This is a genomic window from Streptomyces sp. NPDC096323 (assembly GCF_040302845.1).
GTDB lineage: Bacteria > Actinomycetota > Actinomycetes > Streptomycetales > Streptomycetaceae > Streptomyces.
On record NZ_JBEOSI010000014.1, the window covers coordinates 159,887 to 177,895 of the forward strand.

The window sequence follows — 18,009 nt, forward strand, 5'->3', positions numbered from 1 at the left end:
ACAGCGTGACGTGGTGCGCCGGTTTTCGGTTAAGGGGGCGGGGACGGTGGTCAGGCACCGTCTCGTCACGGCCGAAAGGAAGACATGAAGAAGTCCATGAGGAGTCTGTTCAGGGTCGTCGTGCGCGGCACCGCCGTCACCGGGCTGACGGCGGCACTCGCGGTGTCCGCCGGCCCGGCCACGGCGGCCTCGGCCTCGAGCGCGGCTTCGCCTGCGGCTGCGGCTGCGGCTTCTGCTTCCGCGAAGACGCCGCCGGGGCTTTCCTGTGAGACGGGCAAGCACGCCGTCGACGACTACACCGGCTACGCCCTGTGCCGGAACAACGGCGGCACCGCGCAGACCTTCTGGGTGCACCTGGTCTGCGGCTGGTCACCGGACGTGGACGGGGAGCACGTCACGCTGAACCCGGGCCAGTCCGGTCAGTCGACCGCGCACTGTGCCGGGCTCGGGACCGGGATCGGCGAGATCACCGTACAGCCGTAGGGACGGGCCGCGTGGTGCCGCTCGCGGGCGGCATCACCCGGCCACCGGCGCACGGTTGAGGGATCGGCCGCGGCTCGTTACCTTTCAGTAAGTTCGTTCGCGCAGGCGCACGCACGTGACGGTACGAGGAAGGCGGACAGCCCATGTCCTCAGCGGAATCCACCGGTACGGAGACCGGGGCGCCGCCCGGACTGGCCGACAGCGCACGGGCTCTCGCGGACGGCCGCACGACGTCCACCCGGCTGGTCACGGAAGCACTCGCCAGGATCGAGGCGAGCCAGGGCACCCTCAACGCCTTCCGGCACCTGCGCGCGACCGCCGCACTCGCCGAGGCCGCCGAGGCCGACCGCCGGCTCGACGCGGGGGAGCGGCTGCCGTTGCTCGGGGTGCCGATCGCGGTCAAGGACGACACCGACGTCGCCGGGCTCCCCACCCATTTCGGCTGCGCGGGGGAACTGCCCGTCGCGACCGCCGACAGTGAGTCCGTACGCAGACTGCGCGCGGCCGGGGCCGTCATCGTGGGGAAGACCAACTCCTGCGAACTGGGCCAGTGGCCGTTCACCGAGGGACGGGCCTTCGGCGCCACCCGCAACCCGTGGAACACCGGCCACACCCCCGGCGGCTCGTCCGGCGGTTCGGCGGCCGCCGTCGCCGCCGGGCTGGTCCCCGCCGCGCTCGGCTCCGACGGCGCCGGGTCCGTCCGCATCCCCGCCGCCTGGACGCACCTCGTCGGCATCAAGCCCCAGCGCGGCCGGATCTCCGTGCACCCCCACCGCGACGCGTTCCAGGGCCTCACGGTCAACGGGCCGCTGGCCAGGACCGTCGCCGACGCCGCCCTGCTGCTGGACGCCGTCGCGGGAGCCCACCCCGACGACCATCATCGCCCGCCACCCGTCCAGGCCTCGGCCGCCGCCCGCCGGGACCCGGGCCGGCTGCGCATCGCCCTCGCCTGGCGCCCCCCGTTCACCCTCACCGGCACGGCGCCCCACCCGCACGTCCGCCGGGCCGTCACCGAGATCGCCGAAGCGCTGGCCCGGCTCGGCCACCACGTCGAGGAGGCCAGGCCCCGCTACGGGCTGATCGGCCTCGCCTTCGTCCCCCGCGCCACCGCCGGAATCGCCGAACTCGCCGCCCTGCACCCCCAGCCCGCACTCCTGGACCCCCGCACCCGCAGCGCCCTGCGCACCGGAACCCGGCTCGGCGGCAGAGTGGTGCGGGCGGCCCGCGAACGGGAACTGCGCCAGCACCGGCGGATCGGCGCCCTGTTCCACCCCGCCCGCGGCAGGGCCGGATCGGGGTTCGACGTGCTGCTCACCCCGACGACTGCCCTGCCGCCTCCCCCGATCGGCAGGTTCGACGGGCTGAGCGCCTGGCGCACCGATGTCGCGATCACCGAGGCCTGCCCGTACGCCTGGCCGTGGAACGTGCTGGGCTGGCCCGGAATCAACGTCCCCGCCGGCTTCACCCCCGGCGGCCTCCCCGTCGGCGCCCAACTGCTCGGCCCCTCCCGCAGTGAGGAACGGCTCATCTCGCTGGCGGCCCAACTGGAGGCCGACCGCCGCTGGCACGAGCACCGCCCGCCGGCCGTATCCGGCGCGGCGGCGCGCCCCTGACCAGGCGGCTTGCAACACCCGGTCTACGGCCCCTGTCCTACGGCTCCTGTCCTGCGGCCCCTGTCCTACGGCTCCTGTCCTGCGGCCCCCGGCCTACGGCTCCTGTCCTGCGGCACCCGGCCTACGGCTCCTGTCCTGCGGCACCCGGCCTACGGCCCCTGTCCTGCGGCCCCCGTCCTACGGCACCCGGGCGGTCCACTCGGCCGTGCCGAACTTGGTGCGGACGAGTTCCTCGGCCCGGGCCAGCTCCTCGGGGGTCACCTCGCCCCGGGTGAGGCCATGGCGGTTGCGGAACGACTCGATCATCCGCTCGATGACGGCCTGACGAGGCAGACCCGTCTGCCGGCGGAGGGGGTCGACGCGCTTCTTGGCGCTCTTCGTCCCCTTGTCGGACATCTTCTCCTTGCCGATGCGCAGGACGTCGAGCATCTTGTCGGCGTCGATGTCGTACGACATCGTCACGTGGTGCAGCACCGCGCCGGCGCCGCCGTCCGGCCCCAGCACGCGCTTCTGCGCCGCCCCCGCGATCTTGCCGACCTCGGTCGCGATGTCGTTGAGCGGCTGGTACCAGGCCTTGATGCCCATGTCGCCGAGCGCTTCGAGCACCCAGTCGTCCAGGTAGGCGTAGCTGTCGGCGAAGGAGAGGCCCGAGACGAGGGAGTGGGGCACCGCGAGCGAGTACGTGATGGTGCTGCTCGGCTCCGCGAACATGGCCCCGCCCCCGGAGACCCGCCGCACCACGGTGACACCGTGGCGGTCGACGCCCGCCGGGTCGACCTCGTTGCGCAGCGACTGGAAGCTGCCGATGATCACCGCGGGGGAGTCCCACTCCCACACCCGCAGCGTCGGCGGGCGCCGGCCCGCGGCGACCTCCGCGGTGATGACCTCGTCGAGGGCCATGTGGAGCGCGGGGGACTGCGGGGCGTCGTGGATGAGCTGCCAGTCGAAGTCGCTCCACTCGGTGGCGTGCGCCAGCGCCCGGCGTACGGCGACGGCCACACCCTCCGACGTGAGCCCGAGCATCACCGTGGACGCGGGAAGGGCCGCGTCGATCCGGGCGGCCAGGCCCGCGGTGTCGGTGGTGGCAGGGGCGCCCTCCAGCGCCGCGTCGATCACGAGGATCGCCTCGTCCGGCTCCAGGAAGAAGTCGCCCGCCACCCGCACGTCGCGCAGCGCCCCGCCCCGGACGTCCAGGTCCACCACGACCAGCTTGCCGCCGGGGACCTTGTACTCACCGTGCACAGCCATGCCTCCAGTTCCACCGGGCCTCGTGCCTGCGTATCGGCGCACCGGCTCCGACGGGGCATAACGTCACTCCCTGAGGGTTTAATCCGCCATCGAGGGCATCTCGGCCGCTTCGGCCAGTGGTACGTACCAAAGTATTGACACCCGCTTGGTTCACTTCTTAAATCACACAGTGAAACAAGCGCCCGTGCGCCTATGTGTCATGTACATGGCTGTCAGATGCATGACAGTTGCCCCTTCCTCCCCCTCACGCACCGGAAGGGAGAGTCATGGACTCCCCACGCCGTAAGCGGCGCCTGCTGCACTCCGTACTCCCGGTTCTCGCTCTCGCCCTGGCCACGACCGCCCTGGCGGGCGGCGGACCCGCTGCCGCGTCCGCCGCCCCGATCGCATCCACCGCCGCGGCCGCCGCGGTCACGACGTTCGCCGACGAGTTCGACGGCTCCGCCGGCTCGGCGGTGAACGGCAGCAAGTGGCAGATCGAGACCGGCGACAACGTCAACAACCATGAGCGCCAGTACTACACGGCAGGCAACAGCAATGCCGCGCTGGACGGCCAGGGCCATCTGGTCATCACCGCACGCAAGGAGAACCCGGCCAACTACCAGTGCTGGTACGGAACCTGTCAGTACACCTCGGCCCGGCTCAACACCTCCGGGAAGTTCACCCAGGCCTACGGTCACGTCGAGGCGCGGATGAAGATCCCGCGCGGGCAGGGCATGTGGCCGGCCTTCTGGATGCTCGGCGCCGACATCGGGCAGGTCGGCTGGCCCAACTCCGGTGAGATCGACGTCATGGAGAACGTCGGCTTCGAGCCGTCCACCGTCCACGGCACCCTGCACGGTCCCGGCTACTCCGGCTCCGGGGGCATCGGCGCCGGGTACACCCTCCCGAACGGCCAGGCCTTCGCCGACGCCTTCCACACCTTCGCCGTCGACTGGGCCCCCGATTCCGTGACCTGGTCCGTCGACGGCAACGTCTACCAGCACCGCACGCCCGCCGACACGGGCGGCAACCCCTGGGCCTTCAACAAGCCCTTCTTCCTCATCCTCAACCTCGCCGTCGGCGGTTACTGGCCCGGCGACCCCGACGGCAACACCGCCTTCCCCCAGCAGCTCGTCGTCGACCATGTGCGCGTCACCACCGGCGACACCCAGCCGCAGACGGGCGGACCGATCACCGGTCTGGCCGGCAAGTGCGTGGACGTCGCCGCGGCCGGCACCGCCAACGGCACCCCGGTACAGCTCTACGACTGCAACGGCACCAGCGCGCAACGCTGGAGCGTGAACGCGGACGGCACGATCCGCGCGCTCGGCAAGTGCCTCGACGTGGCCTCGGGCGGGACCGCCGACGGCACTGTCGTACAGCTGTGGGACTGCAACGGCACGGCGGCCCAGCGCTGGGCCGTGAGCGGGGCGCGTGACATCGTCAATCCGCAGGCGAACAAGTGCCTGGACGTCACCGGCAACAATTCCGCCAACGGTACGCGGCTGCAGATCTGGACATGTGCGGGAACCGCCAACCAGAAGTGGACGGTGAACGGCTGACCCGTAGGACTTACCGGTCCACCGGCCGGCCATCTCCCCGACATGACCACGTCGGCGGCGTCCCCGCCGTCCGTGCTTAGCTGGGGGACATGATCGATGACTTCCTTGCCGGGGACCTGACCGAGGTCGAGGCGGCGGTCCGCGCAGCGGCCGCCGCCGAGATCATGCCGCGCTACCGGCAGCTCGCCGCCCACGAGATCGTCGAGAAGAACGGTCCGCACGACCTCGTGACCACCGCGGACCGGCTCGCCGAGGAGCACCTCACCCAGTCCCTGCGGCAGCTCCTGCCCGGCTCCGTGGTCGTCGGCGAGGAGGCGGTCCACGCCGATCCGAAGGTGTACGGGGAGCTGGGCGGCGAGGCCCCCGTGTGGATCGTCGACCCGGTCGACGGCACCCGCCAGTTCGTCCGCGGCGAACCAGGGTTCTGCACCCTGGTCGCCCTGGCCCACAGGGGCGAGCTGCTGGGCTCCTGGACGTACGCCGCCGCCCTGGACGAGATGGCCGTCGCCGTCCGCGGCCGGGGAGCCACCCTGAACGGCACCACGCTACGGTCCGGCTCGCCGGCGTCCGACGCCGTGCTGCGGGTGGCGATGTCGCACCCCGACTACACCACCGACGCACAGAAGCAGGCCCTGCTCGGGCTGCGCGCCGAGGGAATCGACGCCCGCCCCTGCGGTTCGGCCGGCCTCGAATACCTCGCCGTTGCCCGCGGTGAACTGGACGCCCTGGCTTTCAACTGGGAGTTCGCGTGGGACCACGCGGCGGGGCTCCTCCTGGTCGCCGAGGCGGGCGGCGCCCAGGCCACGCTGTCCGGGGCGCCGTTCCGGATCACCGGGGGCAACGACCTGCCGTTCACTGCGGCCCGGGACCGTGCGACCGCCGACCGCATCCTGGCCGCGCTGCGCACCGGGGCCTGAGCGGGGCAGGTTCCGGCGGGACCGAGCCCGTGTCACGAAGGGCCGGGGCCGTGCTTGACCAGGCAGAACGGATGCCCGGCCGGATCGGCGTACACACGCCACGGGCGGTCGGTCCCGGCCCCGTCATCCAGTACGGCCGCGCCGGCCGCCACCACCTCCCGTTCGGCGGTGTCCAGGTCGGGCACGCCGAAATCCAGGTGAAACTGCTGAGGGTGCTCGGGATCGGGCCACCGCGGCGGCCGGTGGTCCGCCACGCGCTGGAACGCGAGCACGGAACCGGCGGGGGTGTGCAGCGTGGCCCAGTCGTCGCCGACCGCCCACCGCCGGTCCACCTGGTTCACCCGCCCGCCGATCAGTGAGCGGTAGAACTCGGCGAGACGCAACGGATCGGGGCAGTCGAGCACCACGCACTGCAGTTCGGCGATCATGGCGGGATCCTACTGTCTCCGTTCTCCCGCCGGCTCAGGCTGTGCGCAGCACCTCGCGTACGTCCCGGACGAGTGCCGCCGCCGTCTCCACCGCCGCCGGGTCCAGCCCTCTCAGCGCCTCGTCCACGCGCTCCGCGAAGTCCGCCGGTGTGTCAGGCAGGGCCGCGGCGGCGGCCAGGGCGCCCTTCTCGTTGAGGCACCACGTGCGGTGGTGGGCATGCAGCGACTGGGCGAGGATGCCGAACGCCCGGGACAGGCACAGCGAGACATGGAGCCGGTCACCGGCCGGCGCCGACTTGCGGGCCGCCCCGACCGAGAACTCCGCCTCCCAGGCCGCCTCGGCCAGCGCCGCGCGCAGTGGTTCCGGGTAGTCGGCCGTCTCCCGCTGAAGGGCCGTCAGCTCGCCGTGCGGATCGGTGAGTACGTGCCCGAGCGCCACCTCGCCCGGATAGGCGGGGGACCAGAAGCCGAGCGGATGGCCGGGCTGGGTTCCCACCTCGAAACGGCCCTCCCGGCTTGCGGACCACACCGCCTCGACCCGGTCCAGGTCGCGCAGGATCCAGTCGACCGGAACACCGTCCACCCGCAGCCACGCCCCGCCGTTCACCCACGGGCCCCAGCCACCCGGCCCGGCCACCCCGACCGGGGAGCCCTGGAAGTCGGACGCCAGTGCGGCCAGGGCGGCGAGGTCCGGTGCGCCACGGTAGTAGAGGCCCAGATCCCAGTCCGAGTCCGGCCGGTGGGCGCCCCGGGCCCGGCTGCCGCCGAGGAGGACGGCGCGGATGCCGGGTACGTCGGCCAACCGGTCCGCCATGGCGTCGATCCGCCGGCGGAGTCCGGATTCCGCGGCGCCCCGGGGGCCGGCGGTCAGCGGGTCCGAGGGCGGTTTCCGTGCGGGCTCAGTGGTATTCATCGGACGGCGACACTACCCGCGCCCGAACCGCCGGCGCCTGCGAATATCCTGGGGGTTCAGACCGTCGGCTGACAAAGGAGTCCGAAGGTGCCGTCGATGCTCGATGCCGTCGTCGTGGGAGCAGGCCCCAACGGACTGACCGCCGCAGCTGAACTGGCCCGCCGCGGCTTCGCCGTAGAGGTCTTCGAGGCAGGGGAGAGTGTCGGCGGCGGGGCCCGTACCGAAGAGCTCACGCTGCCGGGCTTCCGGCACGACCCCTGCTCGGCGGTCCACCCGCTGGCCATAGGCTCGCCCGCCTTCGGTGCGATGCCGCTGGCCCGGCACGGCCTGGAGTGGCTGCAGCCGCAGCTCGCGCTCGCCCATCCCTTCCCGGACGGGACGGCCGCCGTACTGGCCACCTCGGTGGGGGAGACGGCGATGGCGCTCGGGCCACAGGACGCGGGCGCCTACCGCAGACTCATGGCCCCCTTCACCGGCCACTGGGACACCCTCGCCCAGGACTTCCTGCGGACCCCGTGGGACGGGCTGCCCCGTGATCCGTACCGCTGGGCGCGTTTCGGGCTCGACGCGATCCAGCCCGCCACGCTGCTGTCCCGCCGCTTCCGCGGCGAGAAGGCCCGGGGCCTTATCGCCGGGCTCGCCGCCCACGCCATCGCTCCCACCAGCGGACTCGCGACCGGCGGCATCGCCCTGCTCTTCGCGCTCGCCGCGCACGAGAAGGGCTGGCCGGTGCCGCGCGGCGGCTCGCAGGCCATCTCCGACGCCCTCGCCTCGTATCTGCGCGAGCAGGGCGGCGTCATCCGTACGGGAACGGAGGTCAGGCGGTTGGACGAACTGCCGCCCGCCCGCGCCTACGTCTTCGACACCTCCCCGACCGCGCTGGCCCGGATCGCCGGACTGGGCAACGCCTACCGGGGCTACCGCTACGGCGCGTCCTGCTTCAAGATCGATTACGCGCTGTCCGGCCCCGTCCCCTGGACCGCGAAGGAGGCCCGCCGGGCCGGCACGGTCCACATCGGCCCCACCGCCGGCGAGATCGACTCCGCCCTGCGCGCCGCCGTGACCGGCCGCGACCCGAGCGTGCCCTTCCTGATCACCGCACAGCCCAGCCTCACCGACCCGTCCCGCGCCCCCGAGGGCAAGCATGTCTTCTGGGTGTACGGACATGTCCCGGCGGGCTGGGAGGGCGACGCGACCGACGTCATCGAACGCCAACTGGAGCGATTCGCCCCCGGCTTCCGCGACCTCGTGCTCGCCCGCGCGGTGGCCGGACCGCCTCGGCTCGCGGCGCGCAACGCGAATTACATCGACGGCGACATCGCCTGCGGCGCCTTCTCCGGGCTGCAGACCGTGATCCGCCCCCGGCTCGCCCGGGTGCCGTACGCGACCGCGCACCCCTCGGTCTACATCTGCTCGTCGGCGACCCCGCCGGGGCCGGGCGTGCACGGCATGTCCGGACACCACGCGGCCAAGGCGGTATGGCGACGGCTGAGGGAATCGGGGCCGTCCGGCCGTCGTTGACGACCGCCCCGCGCGGCCGGCCGCCACGGAGCCGCGCGCCACGGCATGATGGCCGCATGCGCACCTCTTCCGCCGTCACCGTCACCCTCGTACGGGGCGACATCACCCAGCAGTCCGTCGACGCCGTCGTCAACGCCGCGAACTCCTCCCTCCTCGGCGGCGGCGGGGTCGACGGCGCGATCCACCGACGGGGCGGCCCCGAAATCCTGGCGGCCTGCCGGGAGTTGCGTGCGTCGACATACGGCAAGGGGCTGCGCACGGGCCGGGCGGTCGCCACCACCGCCGGGAAGCTCGACGCCCGCTGGGTCGTGCACACGGTCGGCCCGGTCTGGAGCAGTTCCGAGGACCGCTCGGCGCTCTTGGAGTCCTGTTACCGAGAAGCCCTGCGCGTGGCAGGGGAGTTGGGGGCTCGCACCATCGCCTTCCCCGCCATCTCCACCGGCATCTACGGCTGGCCGATGGACGACGGCGCCCGCATCGCCGTCCGCACCGTGCTGGCGGAGGCCGCCGCGCCCATCGAGGAGGTGCGGTTCGTGCTCTTCGACGCGCACGCGTACGTGGAGTTCGAGGAGGCGCTGGCGGCGGCGCGGGCGTGAGGGCGGGCCGCCCGATCCCTCCGCGTGCCGCCCGGTCCCTACGGGTGCCGTGCTGGGGCCGGCGCGTGCCGTGCTCAGGCCGGCCGGGCGGGTCCGACGCCGTCGACGTCGAACGTCACCTGGTCCTCGTAACACCACCACCACGTCTCGCCCGGTTCGTACGAGCGGATCAGGGGATGGCCGCTGGCCTCATGGTGCGCGGTGGCGTGCTTGTTGGGGGAGGAGTCGCAGCAGCCTACGTGCCCGCAGCTCTGGCACTCGCGCAGATGAACCCACGGGTCACCCTGCGCGACGCACTGCGGGCAGGAGTCCGGGCTGTCCGGGGTGACGCGCCGGACCTGGTCCAGGTGCGAGCAGATCGGCGCGGGCGTGTCCGTCATGGCGGCTCTCCCTTGCGTTCCGCGGGGGTCGGAGCTTTCTCCAGCGTCTCACCGCGACCCCGGCTGTCAACTCAGGGGCCGCCCGTCGGGACGGAGCCCGGGGGCCGATGAAGTCCTGGCAGCGCAAGGCTGATGTCGGATTCTCGCCAGCCCCCACCCCGCCGGTGGCCCATGCTTGAACCATGCACACCGACACCGAGCGCTGCGTGCGGGCCGTCCAGTCGAAGGACGCCCGGTTCGACGGCTGGTTCTTCACAGCCGTCCTGACCACCCGGATCTACTGCCGTCCGAGCTGCCCCGTCGTGCCGCCCAAGGTCGAGAACATGAGCTTCTACCCGAGCGCCGCCGCCTGCCAGCAGGCCGGGTTCCGGGCCTGCAAGCGGTGCCGCCCCGACACCAGCCCCGGATCGCCCGAGTGGAACGCCCGCGCCGACTCCGTGGCCCGCGCGATGCGCCTCATCCGGGACGGGGTCGTCGACCGGGAGGGCGTCCCGGGGCTGGCCGCCCGGCTCGGCTACTCGGCCCGGCAGATCGAACGGCAGCTGCTCGCCGAACTGGGCGCCGGACCCCTCGCACTGGCCCGGGCGCAGCGGGCGCAGACCGCGCGGGTGCTCATCGAGACGACCGGGCTGCCCATGGCCGAGGTGGCCTTCGCGGCCGGTTTCGCCTCGATCCGTACGTTCAACGACACCGTCCGCGAGGTCTTCGCGCTCGCCCCGGGGGAGCTGCGCACCCGCGCCTCCCGGCCGGCGCGGCCACCGGCCACGCCCGGGGTGATAGCGCTGCGGCTGCCCTACCGCGCCCCGCTCAACCCCAGCAACCTCTTCGGGCACCTCGCCGCGACGGCCGTTCCCGGCGTCGAGGAGTGGCGCGACGGGGCCTACCGCCGCACGCTCGGCCTGCCGCACGGGCACGGCATCGTCGCCCTCACCCCGCATCCCGACCACATCGCCTGCCGGCTCTCGCTCACCGACCCGCGCGACCTCACCCTGGCCATCAGCCGGTGCCGCTGGCTGCTGGACCTGGACGCCGATCCCGTCGCCGTCGACGAGCAGCTGCGCTCGGATCCGCTGCTGGCCCCGCTGGTCGACCAGGCGCCGGGCCGCCGGGTGCCGCGGACCGTGGACGGTGCGGAGTTCGCCGTCCGGGCCGTGCTCGGCCAGCAGGTCTCCACCGCGGCCGCCCGGACCCACGCGGCCCGGCTGGTCGCCGCCCACGGCACCCCCGTCGACGACCCGGAGGGCGGCCTCACCCACCTCTTCCCGGCCCCGGAGGCACTGGCCGGACTCGACCCCGAACAGCTCGCCCTGCCGCTGAGCCGCCGCCGCACCCTCACCACGCTCGTCGGCGCCCTGGCGGACGGATCGCTGCGGCTGGGCACCGACACCGACTGGGAGAAGGCACGGGCCGAACTGAACGCGTTGCCCGGATTCGGCCCCTGGACCGTCGAGGTCATCGCCATGCGGGCGCTCGGCGACCCGGACGCCTTCCTGCCGACGGACCTCGGCATCCGGCGCGCCGCCCAGCAGCTCGGCCTGCCCTCGACACCGGCCGCGCTCACCGCGCGCGCCGCGGGCTGGCGGCCCTGGCGGGCCTACGCCGTCCAGTACCTGTGGACCGTCGACGACCACCCCATCAACCACCTGCCCGTACAAGGAAGTTCCTCGTGACCACGACGCACACCCACATCGCTGCCGCCACCCGGCAGCACACCGTCATCGACAGCCCCTACGGCCTGCTGACCCTCGTCGCCACCGAGCGGGTCCTCGCCGGCCTCTACATGACCGGTCAGCGGCACCGGCCGCCCGAGGAGACCTTCGGCGAGCCCGACGCGAGACCCTTCGGTGAGGCCGTCGAGCAGTTGGACGCCTACTTCGCCGGGGAGCTGCGGGAGTTCGACCTCCCGCTGCACCTCGCCGGCACCCCGTTCCAGCGCTCCGTCTGGGCCGAGCTGCGGCGGATTCCGTACGGCGAGACGCGTACGTACGGAGAACTGGCCGAGAACCTCGGCAAGCCCGGCGCCTCCCGCGCGGTGGGGCTGGCCAACGGCAAGAACCCGGTCGGCATCATCGTGCCCTGCCACCGGGTGATCGGAGCCTCGGGGGGCCTCACGGGATACGGCGGCGGGCTCGACCGCAAGCAACGCCTGCTCGCCTTCGAGAACGGGACGGGGGACAGCGCCCCGGGGCTCTTCTAGGGCGGAACGGCGAAGGGCTCCGCGCAGAGACGCGGAGCCCTTGACCGTATGGCGAAGGGCTCCGCGCACCATGTGCGGAGCCCTTCGCCATTCCTGCCCGGTCAGCCGGTGAAGATCTCGACGACCGTCCAGATCGCCAGCCCCAGCATGCACACCCCGCCGATGCGCTGCACCGTCTTGAGCGGTACGCGCTTCGCGATGAACCGTCCGGCGAGCAGGGCCAGTGCCGATACGGACATCAGGGCGGCGGCGGATCCGATCGCGGTGGACCAGGCGCCGTTGCTCGCGGCCAGGTTGGCCGTCGTGATCTGGGTGAGGTCGCCCCACTCGCTGATGAACACGGCCATGAAGGCGGTGGAGTACACCGGCCAGAAGCCGGTGACCGTCTTCGGGCCGCCCTCCTCTTCGTCGTCACCCGCGTCGGCCCGCAGCAGCATGAACGCGCCGAAGGCGAACAGGGAGGCCGAGACGAGCTTCACGATCCAGCCGGGCAGCAGACCGAGCAGGCCGCCCGCGCCGACCGCGATGGCGACGTGGACGATGAACGCCGACGACGTACCGAACCAGACGTAGAGCGGTTTCATGCGCGTGCCCATGGCCAGGGACGCGAACATGGTCTTGTCGGGGAGTTCCGCGAGGAAGATCAGCCCGAAAGCGGTGATGATCGCCAGGGGGTCGAGATGCATTCCGGGTGGCTTTCTGTTGGAGCCGGGCCCCGGGTCTTCCGCGAAGTGCCGCTCGGGCTTTTCGGAGGACCACTCGGCCCGGCATGACGGCGCCGCCCACAGGGCGTGGGCGTGTCATACCTGACCGAAGGTCTCGCCCGCCCGCAATGATCCACGAGCCCGGCCACCGGGAACCCGGGGGTTCCAGTGTGTCGACGACCGGTTTGCAGGGCTACTCCCCTTCGCAGCCGTCAACGTTACCGCACACGGTCCTCGGCCTTCCACGTGCGGTCCAGGAAGTCCGCGATCAGCGGTGCGATCTGCGGGAGGTGGTCCTCCAGGGCGAAGTGCCCCGTCTCGAAGAGGTGCAGTTCGGCTTCCGGGAGATCACGCAGATAGGCGCGGGCGCCGGGCTCGGTGAAGAACATGTCGCCCGTGCCCCAGACGACGAGCGCCGGCGGGGTGTGTTCGCGCAGCCAGCCCTGCCACCGCGGGTAGAGCGCCACATTGGAGTGGTAGTCGAAGGCCAGGTCCAGCTGCGGCTGCGTGCGTCCCGGCAGATCGAGGAAGTGCTGGTCCAGGGTCCAGCCGTCCGGCGCGACCAGCTCGGGATCGGCCGTGCCGCCCTCGTACTGCCCCCGCGTCGCGGGCAGGGTCAGCAGTGACCGTACGGTCTCGGCGGCGCCGGGGTTCTCCGGGCGCAGCGCGATGAAGTCGCGGGCCTGCTGCGACAGACCCTCCTCGTACGCGTTGCCGTTCTGGACCACCAGACCGGCGATCCACTCCGGGTGGCGGGCGGCGAGCCGGAAGCCCACGGGGGCGCCGAAGTCGAACACGTACATCACGAAGCGCGACAGCCCGAGCCGCTGCACGAAGCCCTCGGTTATGTCGGCGAGCCGGTCGAAGGTGTACGTGAACGTGCCGCCGCCGGCCGAGGACGCCGGGGCGTCACTGTGCCCGAAGCCGGGGTAGTCCGGAGCAATGAGGCGGTAGTGGGCGCCGAGCGCGTCCATCAGCCGGCGGAACTGGTGCGAGGCCGACGGGAAGCCGTGCAGGAGCAGCATCACGGGGGTCTCGTCCGTCGCGTCGGCGGGGAGCGACTCGCGGTAGAAGACACGGACGCCGTCGACCTCGATGTGGCGGTGACGGATGTGCGGAACGGTGGGAATCGCCATGTTCACATGCCTCCTTGTCGGCCTCATGCATTAGTGGCCCGATGCGTCAGTTCTATCCGGAGGGTTCTAATGCGTCAAGGGTGTGGGTTAGCGTTAGTGTCATGAATGGTCCTGAGCCACTGACCGGCGAGCTGCTCGCCCTGGATCTGCTCAACACGCTGCCGTACGCGACCGACGGGCCCCCGGTCGATCACCTGGCCGACGCGGCCGGCCTGCTGGCGTGGCTGGCGCTGGAGGGGGCGCGGCTGCCCGGGGCCGCCGACGTGCGGGAGGTGACCCCGGACGATCTCGCGGCGGTGCGCGCGGTCCGGGCACACGCGACGCTCGCCGTCGATGCGGCCCGTCGCGGTGAGCGCCCGCCGGAATCGGCCCTGCGCGAGCTCAACGAGGCCCAGCTCGCCGCTCCCGCGATCCGGTACGCGCAGTGGGACGGCGACGCCGTCGTGGTGACCGCCCGCCGCAGCGGTCCGCCCGGTACGCGGGTGGCCGCGGCGCTGGCCGAGGAAGTGGCCGGCCTGCTGGCGGATCCGGCGCTCGCGAGGATCCGGGAGTGCGAGGCCGAGGACTGCACGATGCTGTTCGTCCCCGCCCACCCGCGCCGCCGCTGGTGCTCGGCCGCACGTTGCGGCAACCGTGCGCGGGTGGCCCGCTACTACCGGCGCCACAAGGGGGTGGGGTCGGAGGCGTCGGGGTAGCCCGGCGCAGCGCCCAGTTCCGCAGGCCGTTTCAGGCCCCCGGTCCCGCCTCGTCCGCCAGCCGCTCGAGCAGGGCGGGCGGCGCGGTGCCGATCGGTTCCCGGATCGTCTCCTGCGCCGGCGCGTCGTACGGAGTCGGCTCCGCGTTCATCACGATCAGCCGCGCCCCGTGCTCCGCCGCGATCCCGGCCAGCGAGGCGGCGGGCTGCACCTGGAGCGTCGTACCGACCGCGACGAACACCTCGCAGCCCTTCGCGACCGCCATCGCCTGACTGAGCACCACCGGGTCGAGCCGTTCACGCGGGGAGAGACCGGCTGCCTGGTGCAGACCGTCGACGTTCTGCGTGATCACCCTGACGGCGACTCCGGACCGCTCCAGGGCAGCCACCGCACGGTGGGCCGCGTTCGGTTCGGCGTTCCAGGTGGCACTGGTGCGCCGCAACTGCCATGAGCGGCGGCGGATGTCCGGATCGGCCATGTACGCGTCGTACTGGACGAGCTTCTCGGCCTCCGGGGCCTTGCGCCAGGGGCCCTTCGGCCCGCGGTAGCCGGGGATGCCGGAGTCCGTGGAGATGCCGGCGCCGCTGAGGATCGCCACGAGTGTCGTGCCGGGAGCGTACGCACCGCCCCCACGTCTCGCGAGGCGATATGGAGTGCTGCTAGCGTCCCCGCCATGGCAAAGGTGACGGTCAGTCTGGACGCGGAGCTCGTAGTCGAAGTGATGGTGCTCGCGGGCGTCGGCAGCCCTCAGGACGCCGTCGAACTCGTCGTACGCGACTACATCGCGCGCGGCCACCGCACGGAGGCGCGGACGGCGGCGCGCGAGGAGACCGTGCGTGAGGACGGGATCAGGCCACAGGACCAGCAGGGCTGACCGTCCCGCGCCACCCGCTCCTCAGCCTGCCCGCCCCGTCAGCCGATGCGCCGCCTGCCGACCGTCAGCCGACGGGGCGGCCGTCCTCCAGTTCCACGGCACCGGCGCCGGCTTCCAGCGCGTCCAGCGCGGCCCGCACGCGCGTGCGGAGCGCCCCGAGCAGGTAGCGGTCGATCTCCGCGGGCTCGACGAGCTTCCACGACAGCAGCTCCTCCTCCTGGAGCCTGACGGCCTTCAGTTGCTCCTCGTCCAGCACCCCGCCGTCGTACACATAGGCCACGATCGGCGGCCGCGCGGCGCCGCGCGTCCAGTCCACCGCGAGCAGTCGGCCCGGTTCCAGATCGAGGCCGATCTCCTCGGCCGACTCGCGCCGCGCGCCCTGCCGCGGGGTCTCGCCGTCCGCCGACTCGATCGTGCCGCCGGGCAGCGTCCAGCCCTCGCGGTAGTTCGGTTCGACGAGCAGCACGCGTCCCCGCGCGTCGCGGAAGAGACAGGCCGCACCGGCCAGCACCTTCGGGAGACCGGCGATGTACGTGGCGTAGTCATGGGTGGTCACAGCGGCAGCGTAGTGGCCGGGTCCACGGCACGGACACCCATGGGCAGGGAGGGGGTGCGGCGGATATGGTCGGGGCGGCGCGACTGCCTGTTCGAAAGCAAAGGGAATCAAGGTGACGGACGGAGCAGTGATGGAGACCGCACGCGTGCTCGTCGCGGCGGACAAGTTCAAGGGCTCGCTCACGGCCGTGCAGGTCGCGGAGCGGGTGACGGCCGGGCTGCGGCGCGTCGCCCCCGGGGTACGGGTCGAGACCCTGCCCGTGGCGGACGGCGGCGACGGCACGGTGGCGGCCGCGGTGGCCGCCGGATTCGAGCGCCGCGAGGCGCGGGTGACCGGGCCGCTGGGCGATCCGGTGACCGCCGCGTACGCGGTGCGCGACACCACCGCGGTGGTCGAGATGGCCGAGGCCTCGGGCCTCCAGCACCTGCCGGCGGGCGTGTTCGCCCCGCTCACGGCCACCACGTACGGCTCCGGTGAGCTGCTGCTCGCCGCACTCGAAGCGGGGGCGCGGACCATCGTGTTCGGCGTCGGCGGCAGCGCCACCACGGACGGCGGGGCGGGCATGCTGACCGCGCTCGGCGCGCGGTTCCTGGACGCGGACGGCAAGCCCGTCGGTCCCGGGGGCGGCGGACTCGCCGATCTCGCCACGGCCGATCTGTCCGGGCTCGACCCGCGGCTCGGCGAGGTCGACCTGATCCTCGCGAGCGACGTCGACAACCCGCTCACCGGGCCCAAGGGCGCGCCCGAGGTGTACGGCCGCCAGAAGGGCGCGACCGAGGACGACGTCGTGGCGCTCGACGCGGCGCTCGCCCACTACGCCTCCGTGCTGGGGCCGGAGCAGGCAGAGCTGCCCGGGGCCGGTGCGGCGGGCGGTATCGGGTACGGGGCGCTCGTGGCCCTCGGTGCGCGGTTCCGGCCCGGGATCGAGGTGATGCTCGACGTCCTCGGCTTCGCGCCCGCGCTGGCCAGGGCGACGCTCGTCATCACCGGCGAGGGCTCGCTCGACGAACAGACCCTGCACGGCAAGGCCCCGGCCGGTGTCGCCGCGGCGGCCCGCGCGGCGGGCATCGAGGTCGTCGCCGTCTGCGGACGCCTGGCCCTGCCGCCGGAGGCGCTCGGGCACGCGGGGATTCGCCGTGCGTACGCCCTCACGGAGCTGGAGCCGGACCCTGCGGTGTGCATGGCCGAGGCGGGGCCGCTGCTGGAGCGGGTGGCGGAGTCGATCGCGCGGGATTTTCTGCGGTGAGGTGACGGTGGCGCGGACCCTTCGGGGGCTGGGCCGACGGGGGGCGGGGCCCTTCGGGGGCTCCGCCCCCCGTACCCCCGCTCCTCAATCGCCCAAGGGGCTCGAATTCGCCCCCCGCCCCAGCCGTACCGCGTCCAGCGCCAGCATCACTTCCACCAGTTCGCGCGGGCGCGACAACGACCGTGACGTCAGATCCTCCAGCCGCCGCAACCGGTTCAGCACCGTGTTCCGGTGGCAGCACAGCCGTACCGCCGTCCGCCCCGCCGACCCCCCGCACTCCACCCACGCGTCCAGCGTCGACACCAGCAGGGCGCGGTCCGCCGGGTCGCGGGCCAGCAGTGCGCCGAAGATGTCCGTGGCCAGGTAGGCCGCGAGGGCCGGCTGGCCCGCCACCAGGGCCGCGGGGACCCGGCCGTCCAGGCAGACGACCCGCTCCCCGCCCGGGCCGCACGTCAGCAGCGCCGCATCGGCCAGTGCGCGGGCCGTGCCCAGCGCCGACAGGCCGTCCACCACCGGGCTGACCCCTCCGGGGCCGGGGCCCGCGTCGGTCAACAGCGCGGCCACGGCCGCCGGATCCGCCTCGCCCAGCGCCACCACCGCGATGTCCCGGTCCGGCCGCGAACGCCACAGCAGCCGCATCCCCTGCGCGCCGGCCGGATGGCTGCCGGTACGGCCGTGCACCGGGACCACCGCCACCGCGTACCGGCCCCGCTCCGGCAGCCCCAGCACTGTCGCGGCGAGCAGCGCGAGGTCCGGCCCGCTCTCGTCCTCCAGCAGCGCGTCGAGCAGCGCCCACCCCCGCTCGTCCCCCCGCTGCCGCATGCCTGCTCCGTTCTCCGCATGCCCCTGGGTCGTGTCGTCGAACTGCCGCCTGCCGTGCAGCACGATCGGCTCGGCGATCTGGTCGCCGATGCGGTGCACCGCGTTCAGCGAGTGCATCGCGCCCTGGAAGACGATC

At 73.0% G+C, this 18,009-nt stretch carries 20 protein-coding genes; 11 read left to right on the plus strand and 9 right to left on the minus strand.

Annotated features, from left to right (window positions below):
• The first annotated feature begins 84 nt into the window (after nucleotides 1–84).
• Together ABTX18_RS32640 and ABTX18_RS32645 are read left to right on the plus strand one after the other, a co-directional pair.
• Nucleotides 85–483 (plus strand): hypothetical protein, encoded by a 399-nt coding sequence (locus tag ABTX18_RS32640; RefSeq protein ID WP_352126412.1) that lies wholly within the window; start codon nucleotides 85–87, stop codon nucleotides 481–483.
• Between the two features lie 143 nt (nucleotides 484–626).
• Entirely contained in the window at nucleotides 627–2,096 is a 1,470-nt protein-coding gene (locus ABTX18_RS32645; protein WP_352126413.1) for an amidase, read from the plus strand.
• 177 nt (nucleotides 2,097–2,273) lie between these two features.
• Here ABTX18_RS32645 and lplAB read toward each other — a convergent pair whose 3' ends face one another.
• A complete protein-coding gene (gene lplAB / locus ABTX18_RS32650; RefSeq protein ID WP_352126441.1) occupies nucleotides 2,274–3,338 on the minus strand; it encodes a lipoate-protein ligase LplAB in 1,065 nt (354 codons plus the stop codon).
• A gap of 272 nt (nucleotides 3,339–3,610) precedes the next feature.
• Here lplAB and ABTX18_RS32655 point away from each other — a divergent pair, with 272 nt between their 5' ends.
• Both ABTX18_RS32655 and ABTX18_RS32660 read left to right on the plus strand, forming a co-directional pair.
• Nucleotides 3,611–4,888: a lectin gene (locus ABTX18_RS32655; RefSeq protein WP_352126414.1), complete on the plus strand. Its 1,278-nt coding sequence runs from the start codon at nucleotides 3,611–3,613 to the stop codon at nucleotides 4,886–4,888.
• 89 nt (nucleotides 4,889–4,977) lie between these two features.
• Nucleotides 4,978–5,805 carry an inositol monophosphatase family protein gene (locus ABTX18_RS32660; RefSeq protein ID WP_352126415.1) on the plus strand — a complete coding sequence of 276 codons (828 nt, stop codon included), beginning with the start codon at nucleotides 4,978–4,980 and terminating at the stop codon, nucleotides 5,803–5,805.
• A gap of 32 nt (nucleotides 5,806–5,837) precedes the next feature.
• Here ABTX18_RS32660 and ABTX18_RS32665 read toward each other — a convergent pair whose 3' ends face one another.
• Both ABTX18_RS32665 and ABTX18_RS32670 read right to left on the minus strand, forming a co-directional pair.
• Nucleotides 5,838–6,233 carry a VOC family protein gene (locus ABTX18_RS32665; protein ID WP_352126416.1) on the minus strand — a complete coding sequence of 132 codons (396 nt, stop codon included), beginning with the start codon at nucleotides 6,231–6,233 and terminating at the stop codon, nucleotides 5,838–5,840.
• A gap of 34 nt (nucleotides 6,234–6,267) precedes the next feature.
• On the minus strand, nucleotides 6,268–7,047 hold the full coding sequence (locus tag ABTX18_RS32670) for a nucleotidyltransferase domain-containing protein (RefSeq protein WP_352126442.1): 780 nt from the start codon (nucleotides 7,045–7,047) through the stop codon (nucleotides 6,268–6,270).
• 186 nt (nucleotides 7,048–7,233) lie between these two features.
• Between ABTX18_RS32670 and ABTX18_RS32675 the strand changes: the two genes are divergently transcribed.
• Together ABTX18_RS32675 and ABTX18_RS32680 are read left to right on the plus strand one after the other, a co-directional pair.
• Nucleotides 7,234–8,667: a phytoene desaturase family protein gene (locus ABTX18_RS32675; protein WP_352126417.1), complete on the plus strand. Its 1,434-nt coding sequence runs from the start codon at nucleotides 7,234–7,236 to the stop codon at nucleotides 8,665–8,667.
• Nucleotides 8,668–8,723: 56 nt separating this feature from the next.
• Nucleotides 8,724–9,263, plus strand: a complete 540-nt coding sequence (locus ABTX18_RS32680; RefSeq protein ID WP_352126418.1) for an O-acetyl-ADP-ribose deacetylase — start codon at nucleotides 8,724–8,726, stop codon at nucleotides 9,261–9,263.
• Nucleotides 9,264–9,337: 74 nt separating this feature from the next.
• Here ABTX18_RS32680 and ABTX18_RS32685 read toward each other — a convergent pair whose 3' ends face one another.
• Nucleotides 9,338–9,643 carry a UBP-type zinc finger domain-containing protein gene (locus ABTX18_RS32685; RefSeq protein WP_352126419.1) on the minus strand — a complete coding sequence of 102 codons (306 nt, stop codon included), beginning with the start codon at nucleotides 9,641–9,643 and terminating at the stop codon, nucleotides 9,338–9,340.
• A gap of 182 nt (nucleotides 9,644–9,825) precedes the next feature.
• On the opposite strand from ABTX18_RS32685, the gene ABTX18_RS32690 reads away from it, so the two are divergent.
• Nucleotides 9,826–11,313 (plus strand): AlkA N-terminal domain-containing protein, encoded by a 1,488-nt coding sequence (locus tag ABTX18_RS32690; protein WP_352126420.1) that lies wholly within the window; start codon nucleotides 9,826–9,828, stop codon nucleotides 11,311–11,313.
• Entirely contained in the window at nucleotides 11,310–11,840 is a 531-nt protein-coding gene (locus tag ABTX18_RS32695) for a methylated-DNA--[protein]-cysteine S-methyltransferase (RefSeq protein WP_352126421.1), read from the plus strand. Before ABTX18_RS32690 ends, ABTX18_RS32695 begins: the two co-directional genes overlap by 4 nt.
• A gap of 101 nt (nucleotides 11,841–11,941) precedes the next feature.
• Here the strand turns inward: ABTX18_RS32695 and ABTX18_RS32700 are convergent, their stop codons facing one another.
• Both ABTX18_RS32700 and ABTX18_RS32705 read right to left on the minus strand, forming a co-directional pair.
• Nucleotides 11,942–12,526, minus strand: a complete 585-nt coding sequence (locus tag ABTX18_RS32700; RefSeq protein WP_352126422.1) for a TMEM165/GDT1 family protein — start codon at nucleotides 12,524–12,526, stop codon at nucleotides 11,942–11,944.
• A 236-nt stretch (nucleotides 12,527–12,762) separates the two neighbouring features.
• Nucleotides 12,763–13,680 carry an alpha/beta fold hydrolase gene (locus ABTX18_RS32705; protein WP_352126423.1) on the minus strand — a complete coding sequence of 306 codons (918 nt, stop codon included), beginning with the start codon at nucleotides 13,678–13,680 and terminating at the stop codon, nucleotides 12,763–12,765.
• A gap of 101 nt (nucleotides 13,681–13,781) precedes the next feature.
• On the opposite strand from ABTX18_RS32705, the gene ABTX18_RS32710 reads away from it, so the two are divergent.
• Complete coding sequence (locus tag ABTX18_RS32710; protein ID WP_352126424.1) at nucleotides 13,782–14,375, plus strand: ABATE domain-containing protein; 594 nt, start codon at nucleotides 13,782–13,784, stop codon at nucleotides 14,373–14,375.
• A 31-nt stretch (nucleotides 14,376–14,406) separates the two neighbouring features.
• On the opposite strand, the gene ABTX18_RS32715 is transcribed toward ABTX18_RS32710, so the two are convergent.
• Nucleotides 14,407–14,973: an SIR2 family NAD-dependent protein deacylase gene (locus tag ABTX18_RS32715; protein ID WP_352126425.1), complete on the minus strand. Its 567-nt coding sequence runs from the start codon at nucleotides 14,971–14,973 to the stop codon at nucleotides 14,407–14,409.
• 75 nt (nucleotides 14,974–15,048) lie between these two features.
• Here ABTX18_RS32715 and ABTX18_RS32720 point away from each other — a divergent pair, with 75 nt between their 5' ends.
• On the plus strand, nucleotides 15,049–15,249 hold the full coding sequence (locus ABTX18_RS32720; protein WP_352126426.1) for a type II toxin-antitoxin system VapB family antitoxin: 201 nt from the start codon (nucleotides 15,049–15,051) through the stop codon (nucleotides 15,247–15,249).
• A 64-nt stretch (nucleotides 15,250–15,313) separates the two neighbouring features.
• Here the strand turns inward: ABTX18_RS32720 and ABTX18_RS32725 are convergent, their stop codons facing one another.
• On the minus strand, nucleotides 15,314–15,805 hold the full coding sequence (locus tag ABTX18_RS32725) for an NUDIX domain-containing protein (RefSeq protein ID WP_352126427.1): 492 nt from the start codon (nucleotides 15,803–15,805) through the stop codon (nucleotides 15,314–15,316).
• Nucleotides 15,806–15,935: 130 nt separating this feature from the next.
• Here ABTX18_RS32725 and ABTX18_RS32730 point away from each other — a divergent pair, with 130 nt between their 5' ends.
• On the plus strand, nucleotides 15,936–17,051 hold the full coding sequence (locus tag ABTX18_RS32730; RefSeq protein WP_352126428.1) for a glycerate kinase: 1,116 nt from the start codon (nucleotides 15,936–15,938) through the stop codon (nucleotides 17,049–17,051).
• Nucleotides 17,052–17,135: 84 nt separating this feature from the next.
• On the opposite strand, the gene ABTX18_RS32735 is transcribed toward ABTX18_RS32730, so the two are convergent.
• Nucleotides 17,136–18,009, minus strand: an 874-nt coding sequence (locus tag ABTX18_RS32735) for a PucR family transcriptional regulator (RefSeq protein ID WP_352126429.1), incomplete at its 5' end; no start/stop codon positions are given.

Coding starts and splice junctions, on each gene's coding strand:
- ABTX18_RS32640 (WP_352126412.1), top strand. CDS start 85: ATGAAGAAGTCCATGAGGAGTCTGTTCAGGGTCGTCGTGCGCGGCACC.
- ABTX18_RS32645 (WP_352126413.1), top strand. CDS start 627: ATGTCCTCAGCGGAATCCACCGGTACGGAGACCGGGGCGCCGCCCGGA.
- ABTX18_RS32655 (WP_352126414.1), top strand. CDS start 3,611: ATGGACTCCCCACGCCGTAAGCGGCGCCTGCTGCACTCCGTACTCCCG.
- ABTX18_RS32660 (WP_352126415.1), top strand. CDS start 4,978: ATGATCGATGACTTCCTTGCCGGGGACCTGACCGAGGTCGAGGCGGCG.
- ABTX18_RS32665 (WP_352126416.1), bottom strand. CDS start 6,233: ATGATCGCCGAACTGCAGTGCGTGGTGCTCGACTGCCCCGATCCGTTG.
- ABTX18_RS32670 (WP_352126442.1), bottom strand. CDS start 7,047: ATGGCGGACCGGTTGGCCGACGTACCCGGCATCCGCGCCGTCCTCCTC.
- ABTX18_RS32680 (WP_352126418.1), top strand. CDS start 8,724: ATGCGCACCTCTTCCGCCGTCACCGTCACCCTCGTACGGGGCGACATC.
- ABTX18_RS32685 (WP_352126419.1), bottom strand. CDS start 9,643: ATGACGGACACGCCCGCGCCGATCTGCTCGCACCTGGACCAGGTCCGG.
- ABTX18_RS32690 (WP_352126420.1), top strand. CDS start 9,826: ATGCACACCGACACCGAGCGCTGCGTGCGGGCCGTCCAGTCGAAGGAC.
- ABTX18_RS32700 (WP_352126422.1), bottom strand. CDS start 12,526: ATGCATCTCGACCCCCTGGCGATCATCACCGCTTTCGGGCTGATCTTC.
- ABTX18_RS32705 (WP_352126423.1), bottom strand. CDS start 13,680: ATGGCGATTCCCACCGTTCCGCACATCCGTCACCGCCACATCGAGGTC.
- ABTX18_RS32710 (WP_352126424.1), top strand. CDS start 13,782: ATGAATGGTCCTGAGCCACTGACCGGCGAGCTGCTCGCCCTGGATCTG.
- ABTX18_RS32720 (WP_352126426.1), top strand. CDS start 15,049: ATGGCAAAGGTGACGGTCAGTCTGGACGCGGAGCTCGTAGTCGAAGTG.
- ABTX18_RS32730 (WP_352126428.1), top strand. CDS start 15,936: ATGGAGACCGCACGCGTGCTCGTCGCGGCGGACAAGTTCAAGGGCTCG.